The organism is Romboutsia maritimum (assembly GCF_002251085.2).
In the GTDB taxonomy this organism is placed as follows: Bacteria; Bacillota; Clostridia; order Peptostreptococcales; family Peptostreptococcaceae; genus Romboutsia_B; species Romboutsia_B maritimum.
Window position 1 is genome coordinate 100934 of record NZ_NOJZ02000007.1, and the last position, 22376, is coordinate 123309.

A 22376-nucleotide genomic window follows, 5' to 3' on the forward strand; every position below is an offset into this window, starting at 1 on the left:
TTTCCCCCTACTCTACGATTCCTGATTCTTCTAATTTATGTTCAAACTTTTTAAGTATTGGTGTTGATGGTGTTTTGAAGAAATATCCAAATAATAAAAATACTATTGCCACTCCTATTAAGAATATTAAATCTATAACCACACTACTTACAAGGGGTCCTGCTACTGCCTCTCTAAATCCTCCTACTGAATATGTAAATGGTAAGAATGGCTGTAATATTTTAAAAATTTTAGGGTCTACTTGTATAGGATACGAACCTCCACTACTTGGTAATTGTATAATCATTATAACTATAGCTAATGCCTTTCCTACACTTCCAAACATCGATGTAAGTGTATAAATCATTATCATAAATGTAAACGAAGAAACTAATGAAAATAATACCATCAACCAAGTATTAACAGTATGTATCCCTAATATAAACTTATTACCTAATGCTACTATTAAAGCTTGAGTAAGTGATATCGTAAGGAATGTAAGCATCTTTCCAAAATATTTTTGTCTTATTGTAAAATGTTCACTCCCTTTAAATGGCCTTACTTCTGTTTTTAATACATTTACTAATAATACTCCACAAACCCAAAGAGAAAGTACTGTATATAAAGGTGCCATAGCTGAACCATAATTAGGAACTTCAAAAATAGGTTCTTCTTTTATATTAAATGGTTTAGCCATAAAATCTCCCATAAATTCAGGATTACTTTGAAGTATTGATATTATTTTTATTATATCTTTGTTGTCTACTGTTTGTAATTTTTCACTTACAATTTTTATTAAGTCTTTATACTCATCTAAATTTTGATATAAATTAGATGATGTATCGATTGCTAAAGTACTTCCATCACCTGCTAAGTCTAAAAATTTATTAATTTCATCTTGCATTTTAGTAGACCTTTGAACTAAATAAGATGCATCTTGAGTAGCAGTTAATAAACTATCTCCTATTTTCTTTAGTTCTGGTTTAGCTTGAGAATTATATGTTCTTATTATATTAGACATATTAGCATTTGTATTATTAAGATTTTTAATAATAGTATTAATTAAACTTTTGTTAGCCTGTGCATTATTTGACATATCATTTTGTAACTTATTAATATTTTCCTTTTCCATATCTATAGAAGTTTTAACATCCCTTAGTAAAACTGCCAAATTAGAAGTTGACTGACTTGGTTTTCTGCCATTAATATCTTCTAAAAATTCAATTGTTGCTTTTAATGTATTATCTATTCTCGCTACTTCTCTATTAATTTTATTCACAGAGCTACTTGAACTAGATATAATTTTGTCATTTGCACTACTTGACATATCATTTAAAATATTATTTATTCTTTCTATTGATTCTTTTATTTGAGCTAAATTAAAATCAGTATTTTTTAAATTATCATTTAATGTATTTTGAGTACTTGAAATGAAATCATCTGTATTTATTCCATTTTGATTAACAGCATCCATATTACTAACCATGTCAACTATTCCAGATTTAACTTCATTTAAATAATCTTTCATGTTAATTGAGCTTGTATTAACACCTTTTATGACATTCATTATTGTGTCCATATTTCGGTCTATACTTATTATAGAATCTTTTATTTTTAATATTTTATATTTATTTTCTTCTAACTTGTCTGCTTTTTCATTAGTTGATGTAAATATAGTTTCATTAACTGTCTCTATAAAACTAGTAGTTATTTCATCTACTAATGTACTTTTAGCTGAGCCCACTATTTTAACTGTCACTGGATTTACTTTAGTATCAGCTTTATATATTAACTGTGGTTTTTTTATATTATCAGATGTTACACTCATCATATCTTCAGAAAATGTAGGTGTTATCTCTATCATTGCATAGTATTTTCCATCTACTACACCCATATTTGCATCTTTACTTTTCACAAATTTCCAATTAATTTTTTCATTGTCTCTAAGTTTTTCTATTACTTCATTACCTATGTTTTTTTCTTCATCATTAAAAGTTGTACCTTTGTCATTGTTTACAACTGCAACTGGTATAGTTCCTGTATTTCCATAAGGATCCCAACTTGCTTTTATATTTACCCATGCATATAATGATGATATAATTACAACTCCTACAACTATTACTAGTGCCATAGGGTTTTTAATTATATTCCTAAAGTCTTGCTTCCATACTTTTAATGCATTTCTCATAATAGTCCCACCTTTATTGTATAACTCTTAAAAATTTTAATAATAATTTTCAATAATATAGAGTTATCTATATTATGATATTTTTTATTTCAGAAGTATCCTGTCAATTTATGATAAATTTTTACATAATATCTCAACATTATATATTATTTTATATTATAAGTAATATTTCTGCAATCTATTTGTTATTCTACATAATTTATAAAACTCCTTTTTTATTTCATCTTTCAAAATCATTCATCTATATAATATTAAGATTTCTTACATAATTTTTCAAGTCTTTTCTCAATTTTTTTGACTAATCAGTCAAAAAATTGACTTTCCAGTCATAAAACTATATAATTAGTTCTTATAATAACCAACTATTGGTAAATATGGAGGTAACTAATGTATGAAAAATTTACTAATCTAAACAATGAAAAACAAATTACTATATTAAATTGTGCAATAAAAGAATTTGCTCAAAATGGATATCATAAAGCTTCTACCGATAAAATAGCCTCAAGTTCAAATATTGCAAAAGGTAGTTTGTTTCACTATTTTAAAAACAAGAAAAATTTATATTTATATACAGTAAAACATTGCATGAATTTTATAAGTGCAAAAGTAAAAGATAAAGCAAGCAATATAGAGTCTAGTATATTTTACGAACGAATGAAATTTATATCTATATATAAACAAAACGTTTTCATTACTTATCCTCTATATACTAAAATCTGTTTAGATGCTTTTTCAAATTCTGACGAAGAAATTAAAGAAGAATTACAAGTATTAATAAATAAATATTATACTGATAGCATGACTTTTATGGAAGATTATGTTGTAAAGTATTTAGATAAAGAATATCTAAGAAAAGATATAGATATTAAAGACGTGTTATTTATGACCACTACTGTTTTTGAAGCCCTAAGTAAAAAATATATAAGTTTATACAAATCCGAGTCAAATATAGAAAATATATGTATTAATGTAATCTTTAAAGAATTCGATAAATATATAGATATTTTAAAATATGGATTATATAAAAATAATTAATCTAAAATAACTATAATTTACCTTAAATTAACCTTACATTTTTCTCAATTCAGTTGTTTTTTTTAAAATTTTAAGTATTATATTAATATCATTATATTTAATCATTAAGGAGGTTTTATATGAAAACTTATTTACTACCTATTGGTGTATCTGCTTTTATATTTCCGTTTTTAGCTTTTTTAAGTATAGTACCTTACATAATATATACTTATAAAAAACACGGCAATGTTAGTAGATTTAAAACTTTTATACTTTATACTTTTGCATTTTATATGTTAACAGCTTTCTTTTTAACTATGCTTCCTCTACCTACTGTAGATAAACCTAGAGGTATTAATATTTCATATACTCAATTAATTCCTTTTAATTTTATCAATGATATATTAAAAGAAACTAATATTGAATTATCAAAACCTCAAACTTATCTTTATTTAGTTAGAGAAAGAGCTTTTTTGCAAGTATTTTTTAATGCTTTACTACTTCTGCCTTTAGGTGTATATCTTAGATACTTATTTAAAAAAGACTTAAAAAAGACTATACTTATATGTTTTTTAGTTTCTTTATTTTTTGAAATAACTCAAAGAACTGGAATATATGGAATATATAAATATCCATACAGATTATTTGATGTTGATGATTTAATGTTAAATACTTTTGGTGGATTTATAGGCTTTTATGTAGCTCCTTTATTTAAATTTATATTACCTGATATAAGTGATAAAGATGATATACCTGTTGTTTATGGTAATTTGGCTTCTTATCCAAAACGTATATTTGCATTTTTACTTGACCTTATAATGTTCGAATTTTTGTTTAATGTTAATAATACAAGTATTTTATTTTTCATAATTTCTTCGTTTATTTATTTTATGCTTATTCCTTATATAACAAACGGAATTACTTTTGGAAATTTTGTATTAGGACTTAGACTTAAAGGCAGCGAAGAAAAATTAGATTTAAAATCTTTGGTTAAAAGATATTCAATACTTATATACGGAGTATTTGGTGTTAACAGATTTTTAAATGTTATAACTAATAATTTAGCTTCTATTGAAAAATATGACTTTATGCTATTTTTCTTTGCAATCCAAATAATTTTTGATATTATATGTCTTATTCACTTAATAAGTCATATAATAAAAAAAGACAAAGCTCTTATTTATGATAAAATAAGTAATATAAATATAGTCAATATTAGATAAATCGCATATTAATGAAATTTAATAAAAAATACCCTATAAATATTTTATAGGGTATTTTTTATTAAATTTCATTATCTACATAAATAGGTGTTTCCATCAACTGACTGAATAGCAGCTAAATCTGGAGAATCTCCTACTATATATATAGTATATATTCTATTTCCATTTAAAGTTACCTTAAGTGGCAATACTGTAGTTTTATTACTATTTAAAACTACCCTAATTCTATAATTCCCTGGATATACATTTGCATAGCTACTACCTTCTCTAAATTGTATATCATTAATCAATTCTTGACCATCTACTAAAACATCTATTGCTGGTGCATTAGGTGATAGATGCACTATTCTAAAAGTAGAAAAATCATTTGATGGTATCTGTTTTACATGATCTATTATTATTAATAAAGATAAATCATCTAAATTTCCTGTAGCTGCTACTGTTATCATTTCCCCTTCAGGAACATCTACCATTTGACTTATAACTGGTGTTTCATTTGTCCCCGCTGGATATACATCAATTTTATATTCTCCTGCTTGTAGTGGTAGATAATCTGTAAAATTCATATACTCTAAATTAGAAAATACTAACGAGTCATTTACATATACATCTACAGCTGGAGCCTGTGGTGCAGCATGAAACACTCGAACTAAGGATGTACCTTGTTCTATTTTTAAACAATCCATTTAAAAATCCCCCCTGATGTCTATTTTGGTTCTATATATAGTATGTTTCTTTATAGTAATTTGTTAATATTATGAATTTGAATTTTTAAATCTTATATATCCCTCTGTCAAAATAGCAACAACAGAAAATATAATCCCTATTAATTGCTTAATTAATTCTTCTTTATTGATTTACTAGATTCCATTAATAAACTTGATAATATTGCTAATCCAAAACAAATTCCAGCATTTATAAATCCAAAACTTGGTGGAATAGAAAATATATCTCTCATAAACGGTAATAATGTTACACTAAACATACATAAGCATATAACAACTGCTCCTAAAACATATTTATTACTTGTAAATCCAAGTTTAAATATTGTTTCAGTATTAGATCTTGATGCAAATGTTTGTATTATTCTTGATAAAGTAAGTGTAGCAAATGCCATTGCAGTTCCTAATTCTGATGAGTGTTGCATTCCTATATATTGAGCTATTATAGTAACTACACCTATTATAGTACCTCTAGTTAAAACTGCTCTTAATGTTTTTCCTTCTAATATACCTTCTTTTGGATTTCTTGGTGAAACTTTCATTACATCTCTTTCTGGTTGTTCAAGCCCTAAAGCTATTGCTGGTAGAGAGTCAGTTACTAAATTTATAAATAATAATTGTAATGTTGTAAATGGATTTGACCAGTCTGCTAATACTGCAAATAATATAGCTATTATTCCACCTAAATTTCCTGAGAATAAATAAGTTATTGATTTTTTTATATTGTTATAAACTGTTCTTCCAACTTCTACTGCTTTAACTATAGTTGCAAAGTTATCATCAAGTAATACCATAGCCGATGCATCTTTAGCAACTTCTGTACCACTACCCATTCCAATTCCTATATCTGCTTGTTTTAAAGCTGGTGCATCATTAACACCATCACCTGTCATAGCACATACTTTGCCCTTTTTTTGCCATGCTTTTACTATTCTTATTTTGTTTTCTGGTGAAACTCTTGCATAAACTGATATTTTTTCTAATTTTTTATCTAATTCCTCATCACTTAAATTATCTAGTTCTTGACCTGTAAGTGCTAAATCACCATCAACCATTATACCTATATCTTTTGCTATTGCTTTTGCTGTTGTTTTATGATCCCCTGTTATCATTACTGTTTTTATACCTGAGTTTTTAGCACTTTTAACAGCTTCATATACTTCTTCTCTTGGAGGGTCTATCATTGCCATAAGACCCACTAAAGTTAAATCTTTTTCGTCTTCTATTGCTGGACTAAAGTTTTCATCTTCTATATCTTTAGTTGCAAATGCTAAAACTCTTAATGCTTTATTTGAAAATTCTTCATTAACCTTTTTATATTCATTTATTATTTCTTCAGTAATAGGTACTAATTCACCATCATTTAATGCGTATTTACACCTACTGAAAACAACATCTGGAGCTCCCTTTGTCAGCATAATTACTTTATCATCTATATTATTTACTGTTGACATAAGTTTTCTATCACTGTCAAACGGTAATTCACTAAGTCTTTTATATTTTTCTCTAATTTCTTTATAATTTAAATCATTTTTTTGTGCAAAGTTTATAAGAGCTACTTCTGTAGGATCACCTATTTCTACTCCTTCATGAGTTATATCTGAATCATTACAAAGTACAGATGCTAATGTTAATGATTCTCCTTGAATTAAATTATAATTAGTTAGTGCTATTTCACTCGCATCTATATTATCAGCTAAGCTAAGTTCTTCCACTCCATACATATAAGTATCTACAACCGTCATTTTGTTTTGAGTTAATGTACCTGTCTTATCTGTACATATTATACTTGTAGACCCTAGTGTCTCAACTGCTGGTAATTTTCTTATTATAGCTTGTTTTTTAGCCATTGTATTTGTCCCAACTGCTAAAACTATTGTAACTATTGAAGATAATGCTTCTGGTATAGCTGCAACTGCTATTGCTATTGCAAACATAAATGAGTCAACTACATTTGAACCTCTTATAACTTGGATACCAAATATTATAGCTGATAAAGCTACTATTCCTATCCCTAACTTTTTCCCAAAGTCGTCTAATTTTTCTTGAAGAGGTGTTTGTTTATTTTCAGCATTTTCTAGTAAGTTAGCTATTTTACCTACTTCAGTATTCATCCCACAAGCCGTAACTACATACATTGCTCTACCATAAACTACCATAGAACCACTAAATACCATATTCTTTTGATCGCCTAACGCACTATCATCTTTTATAATATCTTCATATTTTAAAACTGGTTCAGATTCACCTGTTAGCATTCCTTCTACAACCTTAAAAGTTTGAGCTTCTATTATTCTCCCGTCTGCTGGTACATAATCTCCAGCTTCAAGAATCACAATATCTCCAGGTACTAATTCTCTTGATGATATATTAATTTTAGTATTATTTCTTATTACCTTAGCATTCGGAACAGATAACTGCTTTAAACTAGCAAGTGAACCTTCTGCTTTTTTAGTTTGAACTACACCAAGTATCGAATTTAGTATTAATACTGCAAATATTATACTTGATTCAACCACTTCTCCTAAAAATACCTGAACTAAGGCTGCTATTAAAAGAATTATAACTAACGGGTCTTTAAAACTATCCATAAATAACTTCCACGTTGGTATTTTTTCTTTTTCTTGTAATTCATTGTATCCATCTTTTTCTAATCTTATTTTAACTTCACTACTTAAAAGTCCTTCAAAACTACTATTTAAAGTACTTATTGATTCTTCAATACTTTTTTTATAAAACATAATATCCCTCCATTTTAATTTTTTTCCTAAGATGATTATAATTATCGTCATTTCCTAAAATAAAAAAGACCTCCAAAATAGACTTTATTAAATCTACTTTGAAGGTCTTGCTAACAAGTTAATTCTTGCTAATCAACCGGGATATGTAATCCGAAATGACGATTGATTATCACTTTTGTGAAAGCTACTCCCCTTCAAGGGAATCTTATTTATTTATACAATCATTATATTCATTTAATTAGATTTTAGCAATAGTTTTTTTTAATTTTACATTTTCTTAACATTCTTATCTAATTATTTTAAATTCATCAAATTATTTTAAAATTATATGAGCATAATAAATGTAACTATTCTAAAGGGTGGGATAACTGTGAAAAATAAAAAATTAAAAATATTACTTTATATTACATATATTTTTTCTATAATATTTTTTGTATTTAAAAATGAATATGGGAAAAGTGTCCTTAGTTTACTTTGTTTAGTCATAACTTTTATATTAAGCAAATTATATTCTAATAATTTCAGCTTACTCGATAAAAACTTATTTATAGTAGGTAATTTATTTATACTTTCCTCCTTTTTATTAGGATCTTGCTATAATCTTTATGACAAAATAAAATTTTATGATGATTTTTTACATTTGTGGTCAGGATTTATATCTGTTAAAATCGGTTGGAATATATTAAATGTTATAACATTAGAAAATATATCTAATAAAATCCTAGTTTTTGTCGTTCTTTTTTTCTTTGCTCTAGGAATATCTGGTCTATGTGAAATATCTGAATATCTGTTAGATGTATTATTTAATGCTACTACTCAATCAGGTGGATTAAAAGATACCATGCAAGATATGATTGATGCTTTAGTTGGATGTATTTTAATGATTATATATTATTATACTAAATTTAAAACAGTATTTAATTTTTATAAATAATTTTTTGGGGAACAAATCGTTCCCCAAAAAATTTTTCAATGTAATTTACTTATTCATGTTATCTTGTTGTAGTTTTTTTACAAATTTAAGTTCTTTAATAAAATCATCTGCTTGATTATGATCTATATATAACAAACAAGATATATCATCTATTTCTTCACTTATTCTTGTAGCTATTCTTACATGGTCTTCTAGTTGTTTTGTTTCAAATTTATATATCAAATCTAAGTGCTTCTTTTCTCCATTTATAACTACGTCTATACTATTTTCTTTTATTTCAATATCTACATCTTTTTGCGTATCACTCATAGATATATTTTTAAATTTAGTATATTTAAATGAATGCCCTTTATAATCAAATCTGTTACTTTCTTTTATTTGTTTTAGTATATATTCGCCATCTTCAACTGAATTTACAAATTCATCTTCTTCATAAAAATAATATTTAGCTAAATAATCCAATTTATACTTACTCATATTTTCCTCCTATAATTTCAATATAAATTAGTATTTGCTAAATTAATATAATTATGTTGTATTATTGTTCATCAAAATCTACATGTATTTTACCTTGTGGTGAGTTTATATCTATATAAGATAAATTAAAGTTCTCATCCATAAGATCTATTTTATATTCAAAAAATATATCATCTTCTTTTTTTGACATAAATATGTAACTCCCATTTTCTTTATCTTCTATTTCATCACATATCTCATCGTATATTTCTTGACCATCTACATGTCCTTGATATCCTGCATTTTTTATTTTTTCTTCTATTAGTGAGTATATTTCTTGCATTTTGTTAGTTCCTTCCTATATTTAAAATAGTGTATTTGTTTATAGTTTTATGTTTTACAATTTACTTTATTATAAATCATAGTATATAAGATTTTTTTATTTTTGGCTATATTTTACTAAATACTTTTTCTCTATACATCTATAATAACTTTTCATTTTTTAAAATATCTATTTTTTTCCTACAAGTCATATCGATATTTACAGGTGTTATAGATATATACCCATCATTAACAGCTTTTACATCACTATCTTCTTCTTGCTTAGTTTCTTTCATTCTTCCACCTATCCAAAGATATTTTTTGCCATGTGGGTTTACTCTTTCTATAACATCATTTTCATATTCTCTTGTACCTAATTTAGTTATTTTATAACCTTTTACTTCCTTATTAGGTATATTTACATTCAACACACAATCATCTAATAAATGAAGTTTGTCTTTCATATTATTTACAAGTTCTACAGCATAGTCAGCTGCTTTTAAGTATACTTCTTTTGATACATTAAATTCATCATATGAAAAAGCTATTGATGGCTTTTTCTGAATGAATCCTTCTATAGCTGCTGATACTGTTCCTGAATAAATTACATCTTCACCTAAATTAGGTCCATTATTTATTCCACTTAATACTAAATCTATTTTTACATCTTTTAATAAAGCTTCTATTCCTACTTTTACACAATCTGCTGGTGTTCCACTTATTGAATATGCTTTTATGTTTTCTTGTATAAATTCTTCATTTACCATTATTGGATTGTGAATTGTTATAGCATGCCCTGTTGCACTTTTTTGTGTTTCTGGTGCTATTACATATACGTTTGCTATTGTTGCTACTGTCTTTGCTAACTCAATTATCCCATCTGCTCTTATTCCATCATCATTTGTTATTAGTATATTCATAATATATGCCTCCTTTTGCTTTTTAACATTGATATATTTAGTATACTCCATATGGACCTATAGATTAATAATTTTTTATAAAAAAGGCATTGTCTAAAATTTTATTTTAATATTTTTATAATTTTATACACATACTACTTTTGAGGTGATTTTATGAAGAAAAAAATATTAATAGCTATAACTTTAATCTTATTTTTAACTAATCAAGGCATACATTCTTTTTGCTTTGATTCTTTAAATGCAACATTCAAAATTAAACCACTACCTTATGCATATAATGCTCTAGAACCTTACATTGATAAAGAAACCATGGTACTTCACCATGATAAACACTATCAAGCCTATGTTGATAAACTAAATATTGCAATTGAAAAATATCCTCAATTTAGTAAAAGTACTCTAGAAGATTTGTTAAAAAATTTAGATTCATTGCCTGAAGAAATCGCTCTAACTGTTAAAAATAATGCAGGTGGTGCTTATAATCATGGTTTCTTCTTTGATATAATGAGTAATGAAAATAGCTCTCCTTCTGGAAAACTCTTAAAATCTATTAATTCCACATTTGGAGATTTAGATACTTTTAAAAATGAATTTAAAAAATCTTCATTAAATGTATTTGGTTCTGGTTGGACTTGGCTTATATCTGATCCTAATGGTAAGCTATCAATTATAAATACTTCAAATCAAGATAGTCCTATAACACTTAACTTAACTCCTATAATTGGATTAGATTTATGGGAGCATGCTTATTATTTAAAATATCAAAATAAAAGAAATGAGTATATAGATAATTGGTTTAATGTTATTAATTGGAATAAAGCATCTGAAAATTATAGTTCTGTAGATCAATAATAAAATAGCTTTGAAATAAATTTTTAACTAATATATAATGTAATAAAAGCTAAATAATTATATATTACATATATTTCTTATTGACACACGGAGGATTAAATGACAAAAGAAACTCATGCAAAGGGAGGATATGTTTTTGCTTTAATATTTCTCCCCTTATTTAAAAATATACTATCACAAGGAAATAACATTATTTATCAATGTGTTTTAGTATATATATATATCCATTTTTCATATTTAGGTTCTTTATTCCCAGATATCGACATGAAAAATTCATATATTAGCAAGCGACTCCCTATTCTATACAAATTTTTCGGTAAAAAATTTAGACACAGAAGTGTAACTCATAGCTTAATTTTTATATATTTTTTATGTTATTTATTTAAACTCCTTATTATGTTTACTGATAATAATATTGTTTTTACTTTTATATATAGTGGATTTATAATAGGATATTTTTCTCATATGTGTCTTGATTTAATTACAAAAGAAGGTATCGAAATTTTATATCCAATACGTATTAATTTTTCAATATTTCCTATAAAAACTAATTCAAAATCAGAAAAATTTTTATCAAAAATGTTGAATTTTTTAGTTGTATTTTTAATAGGATATAGGTTTTATATTTTTTTATAAAATATAAAACCTATATCAACCTTTAGTTTAATAAAAAATTCACTTCGCCTAAGCGACGTGTGGGCGCCAACGACTCTGTGCGTTGCTCAAAATGTCATTTTTTACATTTCTAGACTCATTAGTATTAATATTATTCATAGGTTATCCACGTAAAATTAGTCAATATAGTTTCCTTACATGTAAAAAATAATAAGCTATACTTTTAAATTTCTTTATTCGTATAACTTACTATCTTTAATTTTATTGTTAGAATTATTATTTTTTTCTAAACTTACATTTACCTTACTACCAATTTTCCAAGATAAAAATACAAGTAAAACAAACACTGCTATTTTTAGAGGATTTGTTATAAAACCTTTTATATCACTTGCAACATAACTTACTACTAAAAACATAACAAATTTTCCTGATAACATAGCTGGTATAAAACTCTTAGATGTCCTTTTACAAAATGCAGATGCTAATGTTACTAAACATCCTGGTATAAATGGGCAAGAATATGCAATAAATAATAATCTAAATCCTTGTTTTTCTATCCAATTAATAGCTTTATCTGTTTTATCATTCCTAAGCCTATTAAATATTTTATTATTATTAAACTTACTTACTATTAAAAAAACTGCTATTGTACCTAATCCTGAACCTATCCAAGATATTATAAGTCCTACCCACAATCCTAGTATTGCTGCATTTGCTGTAACTATTCCTACTAATGGTAATACTGGTAAGAAGCTCTCTATAAATGTACTAAATAAACCTACTATCATTGTAAGAAACCAATAGTCTTGTGCTATATAAAATAGCTTTTCAATATATTCCATGCTTCTTTTCTCCTTACTTTATTTATAAATATAAGTATATCCTATTTTTATTATATAAATATTACATTTTTCTTACAAATAATAAAAAGCTGTCTCTAAATACATAAACTTTATAAAACAATCTAATAAAGGACTGAAATATAAGTTTTACCTCTATTAAGGATAACTTATATTCAGCCCAAAGATTAGATTAATCACAAAATTCTATTTTAAGACAACCTATTTATTTAAATGAACATCTAATTGAGGATAGGGGATACTAATTTGTTCCTCATCAAATCTAATTTTAACTTGCTCTAATAAATCAAAATATATAGTCCAATAATCAGGTGTTTTACACCATACTCTTACAACAAAGTTAAGTGAACTATCTGCGTGTTCTATTAATCCAACAAATGGCTCTGGATAATCTATTATTAATTCATGTCTGTCAACAATATCTCTTAATACTCTTCTTACATGTAAAATATCTGCCTCATATCCTACTCCAAATTTTAAATCTACTCTTCTAGTCTCTTTAGCTGAGTAATTTATTAAACTACCATTAGATAAAATTCCATTTGGTATCAGTATTTCTTTATTATCTACACTTACTAAAGTAGTATAAAACAATCCTATCTGTTCAACTAATCCTTCATATCCTGCCGCTTGTATATAATCTCCTACTTTAAAAGGTCTTAGTAAAAGTATTATAAATCCTCCAGCGAAATTAGATAAACTTCCTTGAAGTGCTAAACCTACTGCAACCCCAGCAGAAGCAACTAGTGCTGCTAGTCCAGTCAAATTCATTCCCCAATATGCAAATGTAGACATAACTAAAACTATTTTAAGAGCACCTGTAATCAGAGATTTCGAAAACTTAATTAATGTTATATCTACTTCTCTTTTTTCTAAAAACACAGTAAAGTATTTAACAATTTTTTTTATAATTTTAAATCCTAAAGATATTACTATCAATCCTATTAATAGTTTAATACCACTATTAATAGTCCAATCTAATATTCTTTCTGTTAAAGTTTCCATATTCATCTTGCTTATATCAATATTTTGGATATTCTCAAGCATTTTGGCTATCTCTTTTGTATTTTCTTCCACAACTTCAACCTCCATTTACTACTGTTTCATATAATTTTAAGACTATACAAATGAAACTTTTTCTTAAATATACTACACTATTTAACTATATATGTCTATAATCTCAATTTTATTTCAATTAATATACAAAATATACAATTTATTATGACTAAATTTGTAAAAAATAATCGTTATATTATTTTATGAATCTTGTAAAAATCCATTGTTTTTATTTTTATAATATGTTATTATTATGTAGCATACTTAAATCAAGTTTGTATTTTTAAATTTTGGAGGTTTTTTCTTATGAAAAACGGAATAGTAAAATGGTTTAACAGTGAAAAAGGATTTGGATTCATATCTGTAGATGGTGGAGATGACGTTTTCGTACATTTCTCAGCTATACAAGGTGATGGATACAAAACTTTAGAAGAAGGACAAAAAGTTAGCTTCGATATAACTGATGGAGCTAGAGGTCCTCAAGCTGCTAACGTAAATAGAATATAATAATATTTTTATAATATATATTTATTCGAGTCAAAAAGAAGCTAATTTAGCTTCTTTTTTTATATAAAAAAACATTAATTTTAATTTTATTTTATAATTCAATTTTATTTTTTCCTTTAATTAACATCAAAAAAGCTATTTAGAAATGTTATAATTAGTCCGTAGTATATAACAGGGAGAGTTTTATAATTATAAGTTTGGTTTAATTATGGAGGAGTAAAAATGAAAAATGATGAGATTATTCTAGGCAATGAAAGCTTATTTGTTGAAAGCGATTTTAATGTGTGTCCTCATTGTGGAAATCTAAATTTAGAAGATGTTGTATCTAATTTAAATTCTACATATAAATATTGTAATGATTGTGGATATGCTATGGAAAATGCTTTAAAAAATAAATGTTTCGATTTTATTTTAAAGGAAATTCAAAATGTATTTAAAAGCTATAATAATAATAATGTATTAAGTTCAATAAAAATAGAGGTTGTTAAAAATAATAATGCTCTTAATTTACTAGTTAATAACATATTAATTGGAAGCACTAATTTTTTATATGAGTTTAAAAATCTAGATACATATTTATTTGAATCTAATATATCATATTTAATTGAAGATTACTTTGGAGTTGAAAATATAAAAAGCGATATAATAGTTTGTTAATAAATAAAAATAGGGGGTAGACAATTCTACCTCCTGTTTTTGTTTATTAACAATATTTATTACAATCACATTCACAATTCCAATTATGATTATTTTAATTACACATTTTCTTTTTATCACAGTATCCCATTAACAATCATCCTTCATTAATGTTATTTATAGAAATTTTATTTTTCTTAATATAATATTATGTAAGCAGGTAAAAATATGACATATTATCTTTTTTTAAACCAATATATTACAATAAATCTAATTCTATAGCTTCATCTGTCATATACCAATGAGATACCTTATATTCATTATATAAATTTCCTTCATCTGCTTTTATAAATAATCTAACTTTTAATTCTTTATTCTTTTCATAAAATTCTTTAGAATTTTCTATTGTTTCTATAAATAAATTAGCCTTACTGTTTATCCAGTCTACATTATTTACAACTTGATTCTTATTATTTTGTAATTGCTCATTAACCAGTAATAAAACCTCATCTCCCTCTACTTTATACCATTTTTGATTTTTTTTACTATGCAATATTGTATCTTTTTTTAATCCTCTTTTTATTAATTTGATTTTAATCACTCCCATATATTTTCATTATATATTATGTACCCCTATATATATATTAGCATATATTTGTATTTTTAATGTCCAATTGTGCAAATATATACATATTGTGATAGTTAAAAAGGGCATGTATATTATTTTTTTATTAATATACATGCCCTAATATATTATTTATATTTTAAAACTAAATTTTCTAACTCATTTAAAAATACATTAGCTTCTTCGATAGTATTATATAAACCTAAACTAGCTCTTATCATTCCATAATCTTCTAATCTACTTGATACATCTATATACCCACCCAAATCACTAATACCTAGAAGTCTATATACATAAGGATGAGCACAAAATTTACCACATCTTAAAGCTATACCTTTATCATTAGCTAATTTTTTAGCAACATCTTCATAATCCTTGCCTTCTATATTAAACGTTATCACACCTAATCGGTCGTCTATTTTATACTCATCTCCATAAATTATTATATCTTTTATCTTTTTAAGTTCATTTATAATATGATTTTTTATTTCCATCTCATGATCAAAAATATTTTTAAGTCCTAATTTTTTCAAATCTTGAACTGACTGTGCTATGGCTATAGTTCCAAAGAAATTTTGAGTTCCTGCCTCTAATTTTTCTGGGCTTTTTTTCCATATGACGTATTTATCAAATACTCCTTCTACACAACCTCCACCTTTTAAGAATGGTTCTGCATCATTTAAATCTTCTTTAAGTCCTACTATTACTCCTCCTCCAAAAGGTGCATATATTTTATGACCAGAAAACACTAAAAAATCTATTTGCTCCGAAGAATCTTTGCCTTTCATATTTACTTCTTTATGTGCAACAATTTGAGCTCCATCTACTATAATTTTTGCTCCATACTTATGACAAAGTTTTGCTATATCATGAATAGGATTTATATAGCCTGTAACATTAGAAGCTGCTGTTATAGTTACATATTTAATTAATCCATCATTTTCTATAAGCTTACTTTCTATATCATCAACATTAATTCTTCCTAAATTATCAACTTCTACATAATCAACTTTACCACTAAATCTCCATGGAAGATCATTTGCATGATGTTCCATTCTTGTAGTAAGTATTTTTTCATTATCACTTCTTTTTAAAACCTTAGAAAGTAAATTTAATCCTTCTGTAGTTGATTTTGTAAATATAACAGTATGAGTATTCGTATTTTTTAAATTAAAAAAATCTAATATAATCTTTCTAGATTCTTCAAATTTATTTGTACATATATCACCCTTTTGCCCTATTCCTCTAGCAATAGGTCCATAATTTTTTATATTTTCTTCTATAACTTTTGTAACACTTTTTAATGGTGGAGTAGTTGCTCCATTATCAAAATTTATAGGTACTACAACAGAGCCATTATCAAGTTTTACAGGAACTTCTATTCCATCAAATAAATATCTATAATTCATACTACAAAACCTCCTATATACAATATATGTGACTATATACGATATGTTCAAGTTTGTTTTATAAATAGACTTTATTTGACTAATAAACTTTATTTTCTATTCTAGATTTAAATAAAAAAGTTATCTTCTTAATAAAATATATAATCTATTAAGAAAATAGCTTTAAAACAATTTAACTATACAGTTGTTTTAAATTATTAATCTGTATATGCTTCTAATTTATTTTTTTTCTCTTTTAAAAATACTATTCCTAACAATACCAATACTGCACTTATTGCTAGCAGTATTGCTAATTTCGTAATATATGACTCATTAAAATTTAATTCTATAAAACTACTCATTTTTATTAATTTATTATCAGGATAATGGCCCATAAAAACAATTAAACCATTATTCAGAAAATGCATAATCATAGATGTTAATATTGACCCAGATTTATATACACTATATGCAAATAATATACCTAATATACTAGTTGGTACTATTCTTAAAAAATCCATATGCATAAATCCAAATAATATTCCACTGCATATTATTGCTACTTTTACTGTTTTTTTACTTCTATTAAATGATGTAAATATAAACCCTCTAAAGAAGATTTCTTCACATATAGCTGGCATTACTGCTATTATAAACAAATTCATTAAAAATTTATCTTTTATAAATAATGTATTATTTAAAGCTTCTACTACTTCCATATTTTGTGGGAACAAATATAATAATCCTTGTGTTATCACTTGAACAATTATAAATCCTCCCATCCATAATAAAATAGAACCTATTATACTTTTGAAACTAGGAATGTTTATTCTAAATATTTTTTTAAGATCTGATTTTATATATAATGCAAATAGTACTGGCAATGCTATAATCATAATTTGAGTCAATCCAATACCTATTATTTTAAATTTAATCTGAACCAATGTTCCTACATAAATAAGTAAAACTAATCCTACTGCATATAATATAACTCCATCACTAACACTTGGAATTGTACCTTTTTTTATATCACATCTCTTTTCTAAGAATGAAAAACTTTTATTATTTCCAAATAGTATTTCTTCTGAATTAAACATTTTAGACAATAATATTACAGATAAAATAACGAATGCTAAATTAGATATCATTACTAATACAATTAAATTTAAATCAGCCTTAAATGTTAGTACACTTTTTATAAGTAATGATATATTAACAACTGGTATAGTTGCTGTCATTCTGTTTAGTTTTATATTTGGTATCATAGATACATATGATGGTATCATAACTAATAACATAACTGGCGTTATATAGTTTTGAGCATCTTTAAAACTTTTAGCAAGAGAACATACACACATACTTATCGCTGATACTACCATAGAGAATAAGCATATACATATTAAAGTTATAAAAATAGGTATTGCTAATTGACCAAAATTAAAACCATCTACTCCAAGTTGACTAGCTAACCCTCCACTAGTAGCAATAAATACCATAGTTAAAAGTATTGATAACACATTTAATACAGCAGTTACAATTGCACAAAATGAAACTGCCATATATTTTCCTATTACAAGCTCTAAATTTGTTATAGGAAGCGTAAATAAAGTTTCCAATGTTCCTCTTTCTTTTTCCCCTGCCATTACATCTATAGCTGGATATATAGCTCCTAATAGCACACCTATTATCAAAATAAACGGAAGTATCTGTCCTAAGAAATATCCTGCTATTTCTTCATTTTTTGCAGTATCTACTGTTTCAAATGAAATAGGTTCTAATGTTTCTTTTACATTCATATTTTCTTGTTCTAATTTATTTTCTATTTTATCTCTTTTATATTCATTTAAAACATCTTCTATTTTATTACTAGCAATATTTGAATTTTCTTTAGATGAATTTACATAAATTTTATAATTTTGTATTTTTTCGTCTTTTATAATCTTTATGTATGCATCTATCTTCTGTTCTTCTAATGCTTCTTCATAGTTACCTACATCTACTATTTTTAACTTACCATCTTTTTTTTCTTCTTTTGGTTTATTTTCATTAATAATATTAACTAAATCTTTATCTGGTGTAGTATTAAAGGATATTTTTATATCTTTCTCATTCATACTATTCATTGTCATAGTCATTACCTGTGTCATACCTACAATAAGCACTGGATATAAAATTATTGGTAATACTATCATCATAAACAAAGTTTTTTTATCTCTTAAAATATCTATCATTTCTTTTTTAAATATATATTTTACAATCTTACTCCTCAACTAAATCACCTCTTTCACTTGCAAGTTTTATAAATAAATCCCTTAAGTTATTTACATCTGATTGATTTTTTAATTCATTTGGCGTTCCATATGCTATTACTTCACCTTGATGAATCATTAATATTTTGTCACATAAAGTTTCTGCTTCTTCCATATAATGAGTTGAGTAAAGTACTGTTTTACCATTTTTCTTTTCATTTTTCATAAAGTCTATTATTGATTTACTACTAATTACATCTAACCCTAACGTAGGTTCATCAAATATATATATTTTTGGTGAATGAATAAGACATCTTGCTATTGAAGTTCTTTGAGTTTGACCTGTAGATAAATTTTCAATTCTATTATCTATAAATTTTTCCATATCCATAATTTTAACCACATTTTCAATCGATATGTCTATATCTTTTTTATCCATTTCATATAAATTTCCAAATGTAGTTAAAAGTTCTCTTGGAGAAAATCTATTATATAATTTAGTATTTCCAGATAAATAACCAATTTCTTTTTTTGCTAAGTTTTTATTTATGGAGTAATCATACCCAGCTATTTCAATATCTCCTGATGTAGGTGTTAATATTCCTCCTAACATTCTAAGTAGTGTAGTTTTTCCTGCTCCGTTTGGTCCCAATATTCCTAATATTTCTCCTTTATTAGCTGTAAAACTAACATCATTTACTGCTAAAAAATCTTCCTTTTTTGTTTTTAATTTTTTAGACTTAGATTTTTTTTTATTGCAACTTTCATCTTTTACTACTCTAGTAAATGATTTGCATAAATTTTTTACCTCAATCATATGCTTCCCCCTTATTATTTAATATCTATTTACTTTAATTTATCCACTTTAATCCTAAAAAATCTGTAACACTATTATATTTTACTATATGTAATAATTATTAACAATATTTTCCTTTCTATTATATACAATAGATTTCATTCTTACTTTTTTGATTAAAAAGAAAATATATTAAATAACTAAAAAGCTCCTAATTTATTCAAATTAGGAGTTATTACTTAATGTATGTTATTATATTTAATTTTATCCGCAATATTTTTCATAGCTATCTTCTATATCATCTTCTTTACAATCTACTAGTTTTTCATATGATTTAAATTCTATTATTATTACCATTCCTGTTATTATAAAAGATATAAAATCAGAAACTGGTTGTGCTATCCAAACTCCATCTAATCCTAAGAATTTAGGTAATACCATTATCATAGGAACTAATAATATTACTTGTCTTAATAAACTTAAAATCATAGCTGTTTTTGCTTTTCCTACAGACTGAACATAATTAGAGCCAACTATAGACACAGAAACTATAGGTAGCATATATGAATATTTTTTTAATCCATTTATTGCTATATCCATTAACTTAGGATCTTTATTAAACATACTTACTAAAACTTCTGGGAAGAATTGGATTGCTATTGTTCCTAAAGACAAAATAATTGTCGCTGCAATTAATGAAATATTAAAAGCTTTTTTAGCTCTATCATATTGTTTACAACCATAATTAAATCCTACAATAGGTTGAGCCCCTTGAGTTATACCAAATATAGGCATTAAGAATATTAATATTATAGATGCTATTGTAGCCATAGCACCTATAGCTAAATCTCCACCATAAACTTTAAGTGCATTATTACTTATAACCTGAACTAAACTTGTTGCTATTTGCATTGCAAATGGTGAACAACCTATAGCAAATATTGTTTTTACATGTTTTTTATTTAATTTCAAACTTGACTTTTTAAATTCTAGATTAGATTTTCCTTTTAAATAGTATAATAATCCCCATAAAGCCGTAACAATTTGAGATACTACTGTAGCTATAGCCGCTCCTTGTATTCCCATTTTAAATACAAATATTAGTAAGGCATCTAAAACTATATTTGTTAAACAACCAACTACCATTATAATTGCAGCTAATTTTGGATTTCCGTCTCCTCTAATTGTGCTATTTAATGAGAATGCCATAATATTAAATACTGTTCCTAATAATATAATATTTATATATGCTTTTGCATAATATAAAGATCCTTCACTTGCTCCAAATAATTTTAATATACTATTACCAAATACGATTCCTATAATAGTTAATATTATTCCTATGACTACCGATAAACTTATTGAATTTCCTATAAGTTCTTGTGCTTCTTCTTTTTTACCTTGTCCTAACTTTATAGATATATTAGTAGTTGCTCCAATTCCTATAAGCATTGAAAATGCTAATATTATAGTTACTATTGGCATAGTTACACCTACTCCTGTTATAGCCAATGGTCCCACTCCTGGAATATTTCCTATAAACATTCTATCTACTACATTATAAAGTGCATTTACCATCATTCCTATTATTGCAGGTACTGAGTACTTTAAAAGTAATTTTCCTATTGGTTCCTGTTCTAACATTTGTTGTGTTTTTCCCATATATTATCCTCCCATTTTTGTATTTTGATTTATACATATTTTTTTTAGTAACTCTAAAACAATTTTTTTTTCTTCTATAGTAAGATTTTGAGATAAAACACCATCCCATTCATCTAATACTTTATAAACTCTATATTTAGCATCTATACCTTTGTCTGTTAAATATATGTTATTTACCCTTTTATCTCTTTCATTTTTTAATCTAACTATAATTTCTTTTTCCTCCAGCTTTTTTAAAGCTCTTGCTGTAGTTCCTTTATCAATATTTAATCTTTCAGTTAAATCGTCTTGTGTTATCCCATCTTGCCTATAAAGTTCAAGTAAGAACATTAATTGACCTGATCCTATTCCTTCACTAGAAAGACCTTTTGCTATAAAAGAACTTCCTTTTCTATATAATTGAGATATATATTTTCCTATATTCTCACATCTATCTTTTTCCAATTATAGTCACCGCCAGATTTTAAATATATAAATTGTTTTTGAACAACTTATACATTATATCACAAATAGTTGTCCTTGCAACTATTTATTTTTAAAGTATTAAAAATATATTTATATCTATATATATATCTATAATATTTAATAAAAATATATGAAAACGATAAACTCGAATTCGAGTTTATCGTTTT

Annotated in this window: 21 protein-coding genes; 7 read left to right on the plus strand and 14 right to left on the minus strand. The window is 25.5% G+C overall.

The window, feature by feature from the left end; translation table 11 throughout:
- Positions 1 to 7: 7 nt before the first annotated feature.
- The gene (locus CHF27_RS06080) at positions 8 to 2167 is read right to left on the minus strand and encodes a YhgE/Pip domain-containing protein (protein WP_095405040.1); all 2160 of its coding nucleotides are present in this window, start codon (positions 2165 to 2167) and stop codon (positions 8 to 10) included.
- A 387-nt stretch (positions 2168 to 2554) separates the two neighbouring features.
- Between CHF27_RS06080 and CHF27_RS06085 the strand changes: the two genes are divergently transcribed.
- Positions 2555 to 3202 carry a TetR/AcrR family transcriptional regulator gene (locus tag CHF27_RS06085; protein WP_095405039.1) on the plus strand — a complete coding sequence of 216 codons (648 nt, stop codon included), beginning with the start codon at positions 2555 to 2557 and terminating at the stop codon, positions 3200 to 3202.
- A gap of 119 nt (positions 3203 to 3321) precedes the next feature.
- Positions 3322 to 4404 (plus strand): VanZ family protein, encoded by a 1083-nt coding sequence (locus CHF27_RS06090; RefSeq protein WP_095405038.1) that lies wholly within the window; start codon positions 3322 to 3324, stop codon positions 4402 to 4404.
- A gap of 71 nt (positions 4405 to 4475) precedes the next feature.
- Here CHF27_RS06090 and CHF27_RS06095 read toward each other — a convergent pair whose 3' ends face one another.
- Both CHF27_RS06095 and CHF27_RS06100 read right to left on the minus strand, forming a co-directional pair.
- A complete protein-coding gene (locus CHF27_RS06095; RefSeq protein ID WP_095405037.1) occupies positions 4476 to 5090 on the minus strand; it encodes a DUF4397 domain-containing protein in 615 nt (204 codons plus the stop codon).
- Positions 5091 to 5242: 152 nt separating this feature from the next.
- The gene (locus CHF27_RS06100; protein WP_095405036.1) at positions 5243 to 7867 is read right to left on the minus strand and encodes a cation-translocating P-type ATPase; all 2625 of its coding nucleotides are present in this window, start codon (positions 7865 to 7867) and stop codon (positions 5243 to 5245) included.
- Between the two features lie 370 nt (positions 7868 to 8237).
- Between CHF27_RS06100 and CHF27_RS06105 the strand changes: the two genes are divergently transcribed.
- Positions 8238 to 8801, plus strand: coding sequence for a hypothetical protein (locus CHF27_RS06105; RefSeq protein WP_243444959.1), 564 nt, complete (start codon positions 8238 to 8240; stop codon positions 8799 to 8801).
- Between the two features lie 45 nt (positions 8802 to 8846).
- On the opposite strand, the gene CHF27_RS06110 is transcribed toward CHF27_RS06105, so the two are convergent.
- From CHF27_RS06110 to surE, 3 genes are all read right to left on the minus strand, one after another.
- On the minus strand, positions 8847 to 9278 hold the full coding sequence (locus tag CHF27_RS06110) for a hypothetical protein (RefSeq protein WP_095405034.1): 432 nt from the start codon (positions 9276 to 9278) through the stop codon (positions 8847 to 8849).
- A gap of 61 nt (positions 9279 to 9339) precedes the next feature.
- Positions 9340 to 9600, minus strand: coding sequence for a hypothetical protein (locus tag CHF27_RS06115; protein ID WP_095405033.1), 261 nt, complete (start codon positions 9598 to 9600; stop codon positions 9340 to 9342).
- A 139-nt stretch (positions 9601 to 9739) separates the two neighbouring features.
- Positions 9740 to 10498, minus strand: coding sequence for a 5'/3'-nucleotidase SurE (gene surE / locus CHF27_RS06120; RefSeq protein WP_095405032.1), 759 nt, complete (start codon positions 10496 to 10498; stop codon positions 9740 to 9742).
- A 153-nt stretch (positions 10499 to 10651) separates the two neighbouring features.
- Between surE and CHF27_RS06125 the strand changes: the two genes are divergently transcribed.
- Entirely contained in the window at positions 10652 to 11350 is a 699-nt protein-coding gene (locus tag CHF27_RS06125; protein WP_095405031.1) for a superoxide dismutase, read from the plus strand.
- 99 nt (positions 11351 to 11449) lie between these two features.
- Positions 11450 to 11986 carry a metal-dependent hydrolase gene (locus tag CHF27_RS14695; protein ID WP_095405030.1) on the plus strand — a complete coding sequence of 179 codons (537 nt, stop codon included), beginning with the start codon at positions 11450 to 11452 and terminating at the stop codon, positions 11984 to 11986.
- A 212-nt stretch (positions 11987 to 12198) separates the two neighbouring features.
- Here CHF27_RS14695 and CHF27_RS06135 read toward each other — a convergent pair whose 3' ends face one another.
- Positions 12199 to 12807, minus strand: coding sequence for a TVP38/TMEM64 family protein (locus CHF27_RS06135; RefSeq protein ID WP_095405029.1), 609 nt, complete (start codon positions 12805 to 12807; stop codon positions 12199 to 12201).
- 219 nt (positions 12808 to 13026) lie between these two features.
- Complete coding sequence (locus CHF27_RS06140) at positions 13027 to 13902, minus strand: mechanosensitive ion channel family protein (protein ID WP_330409758.1); 876 nt, start codon at positions 13900 to 13902, stop codon at positions 13027 to 13029.
- A gap of 285 nt (positions 13903 to 14187) precedes the next feature.
- Between CHF27_RS06140 and CHF27_RS06145 the strand changes: the two genes are divergently transcribed.
- Positions 14188 to 14388, plus strand: coding sequence for a cold-shock protein (locus tag CHF27_RS06145; RefSeq protein ID WP_095405028.1), 201 nt, complete (start codon positions 14188 to 14190; stop codon positions 14386 to 14388).
- A gap of 222 nt (positions 14389 to 14610) precedes the next feature.
- Complete coding sequence (locus CHF27_RS06150; protein WP_095405027.1) at positions 14611 to 15045, plus strand: hypothetical protein; 435 nt, start codon at positions 14611 to 14613, stop codon at positions 15043 to 15045.
- Positions 15046 to 15283: 238 nt separating this feature from the next.
- Here CHF27_RS06150 and CHF27_RS06155 read toward each other — a convergent pair whose 3' ends face one another.
- From CHF27_RS06155 to CHF27_RS06180, 6 genes are all read right to left on the minus strand, one after another.
- Positions 15284 to 15577: a hypothetical protein gene (locus CHF27_RS06155; protein ID WP_147294074.1), complete on the minus strand. Its 294-nt coding sequence runs from the start codon at positions 15575 to 15577 to the stop codon at positions 15284 to 15286.
- Between the two features lie 200 nt (positions 15578 to 15777).
- A complete protein-coding gene (locus CHF27_RS06160; RefSeq protein ID WP_095405025.1) occupies positions 15778 to 17058 on the minus strand; it encodes an aminotransferase class V-fold PLP-dependent enzyme in 1281 nt (426 codons plus the stop codon).
- Positions 17059 to 17255: 197 nt separating this feature from the next.
- Entirely contained in the window at positions 17256 to 19307 is a 2052-nt protein-coding gene (locus CHF27_RS06165; RefSeq protein WP_095405024.1) for an ABC transporter permease subunit/CPBP intramembrane protease, read from the minus strand.
- Positions 19297 to 20103, minus strand: coding sequence for an ABC transporter ATP-binding protein (locus CHF27_RS06170; protein WP_095405023.1), 807 nt, complete (start codon positions 20101 to 20103; stop codon positions 19297 to 19299). Before CHF27_RS06170 ends, CHF27_RS06165 begins: the two co-directional genes overlap by 11 nt.
- 243 nt (positions 20104 to 20346) lie before the next feature.
- On the minus strand, positions 20347 to 21744 hold the full coding sequence (locus tag CHF27_RS06175; protein ID WP_095405022.1) for an MATE family efflux transporter: 1398 nt from the start codon (positions 21742 to 21744) through the stop codon (positions 20347 to 20349).
- Between the two features lie 3 nt (positions 21745 to 21747).
- The gene (locus CHF27_RS06180) at positions 21748 to 22188 is read right to left on the minus strand and encodes a MarR family winged helix-turn-helix transcriptional regulator (protein ID WP_199533628.1); all 441 of its coding nucleotides are present in this window, start codon (positions 22186 to 22188) and stop codon (positions 21748 to 21750) included.
- Between the last annotated feature and the right edge of the window lie 188 nt (positions 22189 to 22376).

Coding starts and splice junctions, on each gene's coding strand:
- CHF27_RS06080 (WP_095405040.1), bottom strand. CDS start 2,167: ATGAGAAATGCATTAAAAGTATGGAAGCAAGACTTTAGGAATATAATT.
- CHF27_RS06085 (WP_095405039.1), top strand. CDS start 2,555: ATGTATGAAAAATTTACTAATCTAAACAATGAAAAACAAATTACTATA.
- CHF27_RS06090 (WP_095405038.1), top strand. CDS start 3,322: ATGAAAACTTATTTACTACCTATTGGTGTATCTGCTTTTATATTTCCG.
- CHF27_RS06095 (WP_095405037.1), bottom strand. CDS start 5,090: ATGGATTGTTTAAAAATAGAACAAGGTACATCCTTAGTTCGAGTGTTT.
- CHF27_RS06100 (WP_095405036.1), bottom strand. CDS start 7,867: ATGTTTTATAAAAAAAGTATTGAAGAATCAATAAGTACTTTAAATAGT.
- CHF27_RS06110 (WP_095405034.1), bottom strand. CDS start 9,278: ATGAGTAAGTATAAATTGGATTATTTAGCTAAATATTATTTTTATGAA.
- CHF27_RS06115 (WP_095405033.1), bottom strand. CDS start 9,600: ATGCAAGAAATATACTCACTAATAGAAGAAAAAATAAAAAATGCAGGA.
- surE (WP_095405032.1), bottom strand. CDS start 10,498: ATGAATATACTAATAACAAATGATGATGGAATAAGAGCAGATGGGATA.
- CHF27_RS06125 (WP_095405031.1), top strand. CDS start 10,652: ATGAAGAAAAAAATATTAATAGCTATAACTTTAATCTTATTTTTAACT.
- CHF27_RS14695 (WP_095405030.1), top strand. CDS start 11,450: ATGACAAAAGAAACTCATGCAAAGGGAGGATATGTTTTTGCTTTAATA.
- CHF27_RS06135 (WP_095405029.1), bottom strand. CDS start 12,807: ATGGAATATATTGAAAAGCTATTTTATATAGCACAAGACTATTGGTTT.
- CHF27_RS06145 (WP_095405028.1), top strand. CDS start 14,188: ATGAAAAACGGAATAGTAAAATGGTTTAACAGTGAAAAAGGATTTGGA.
- CHF27_RS06150 (WP_095405027.1), top strand. CDS start 14,611: ATGAAAAATGATGAGATTATTCTAGGCAATGAAAGCTTATTTGTTGAA.
- CHF27_RS06160 (WP_095405025.1), bottom strand. CDS start 17,058: ATGAATTATAGATATTTATTTGATGGAATAGAAGTTCCTGTAAAACTT.
- CHF27_RS06170 (WP_095405023.1), bottom strand. CDS start 20,103: ATGATTGAGGTAAAAAATTTATGCAAATCATTTACTAGAGTAGTAAAA.
- CHF27_RS06175 (WP_095405022.1), bottom strand. CDS start 21,744: ATGGGAAAAACACAACAAATGTTAGAACAGGAACCAATAGGAAAATTA.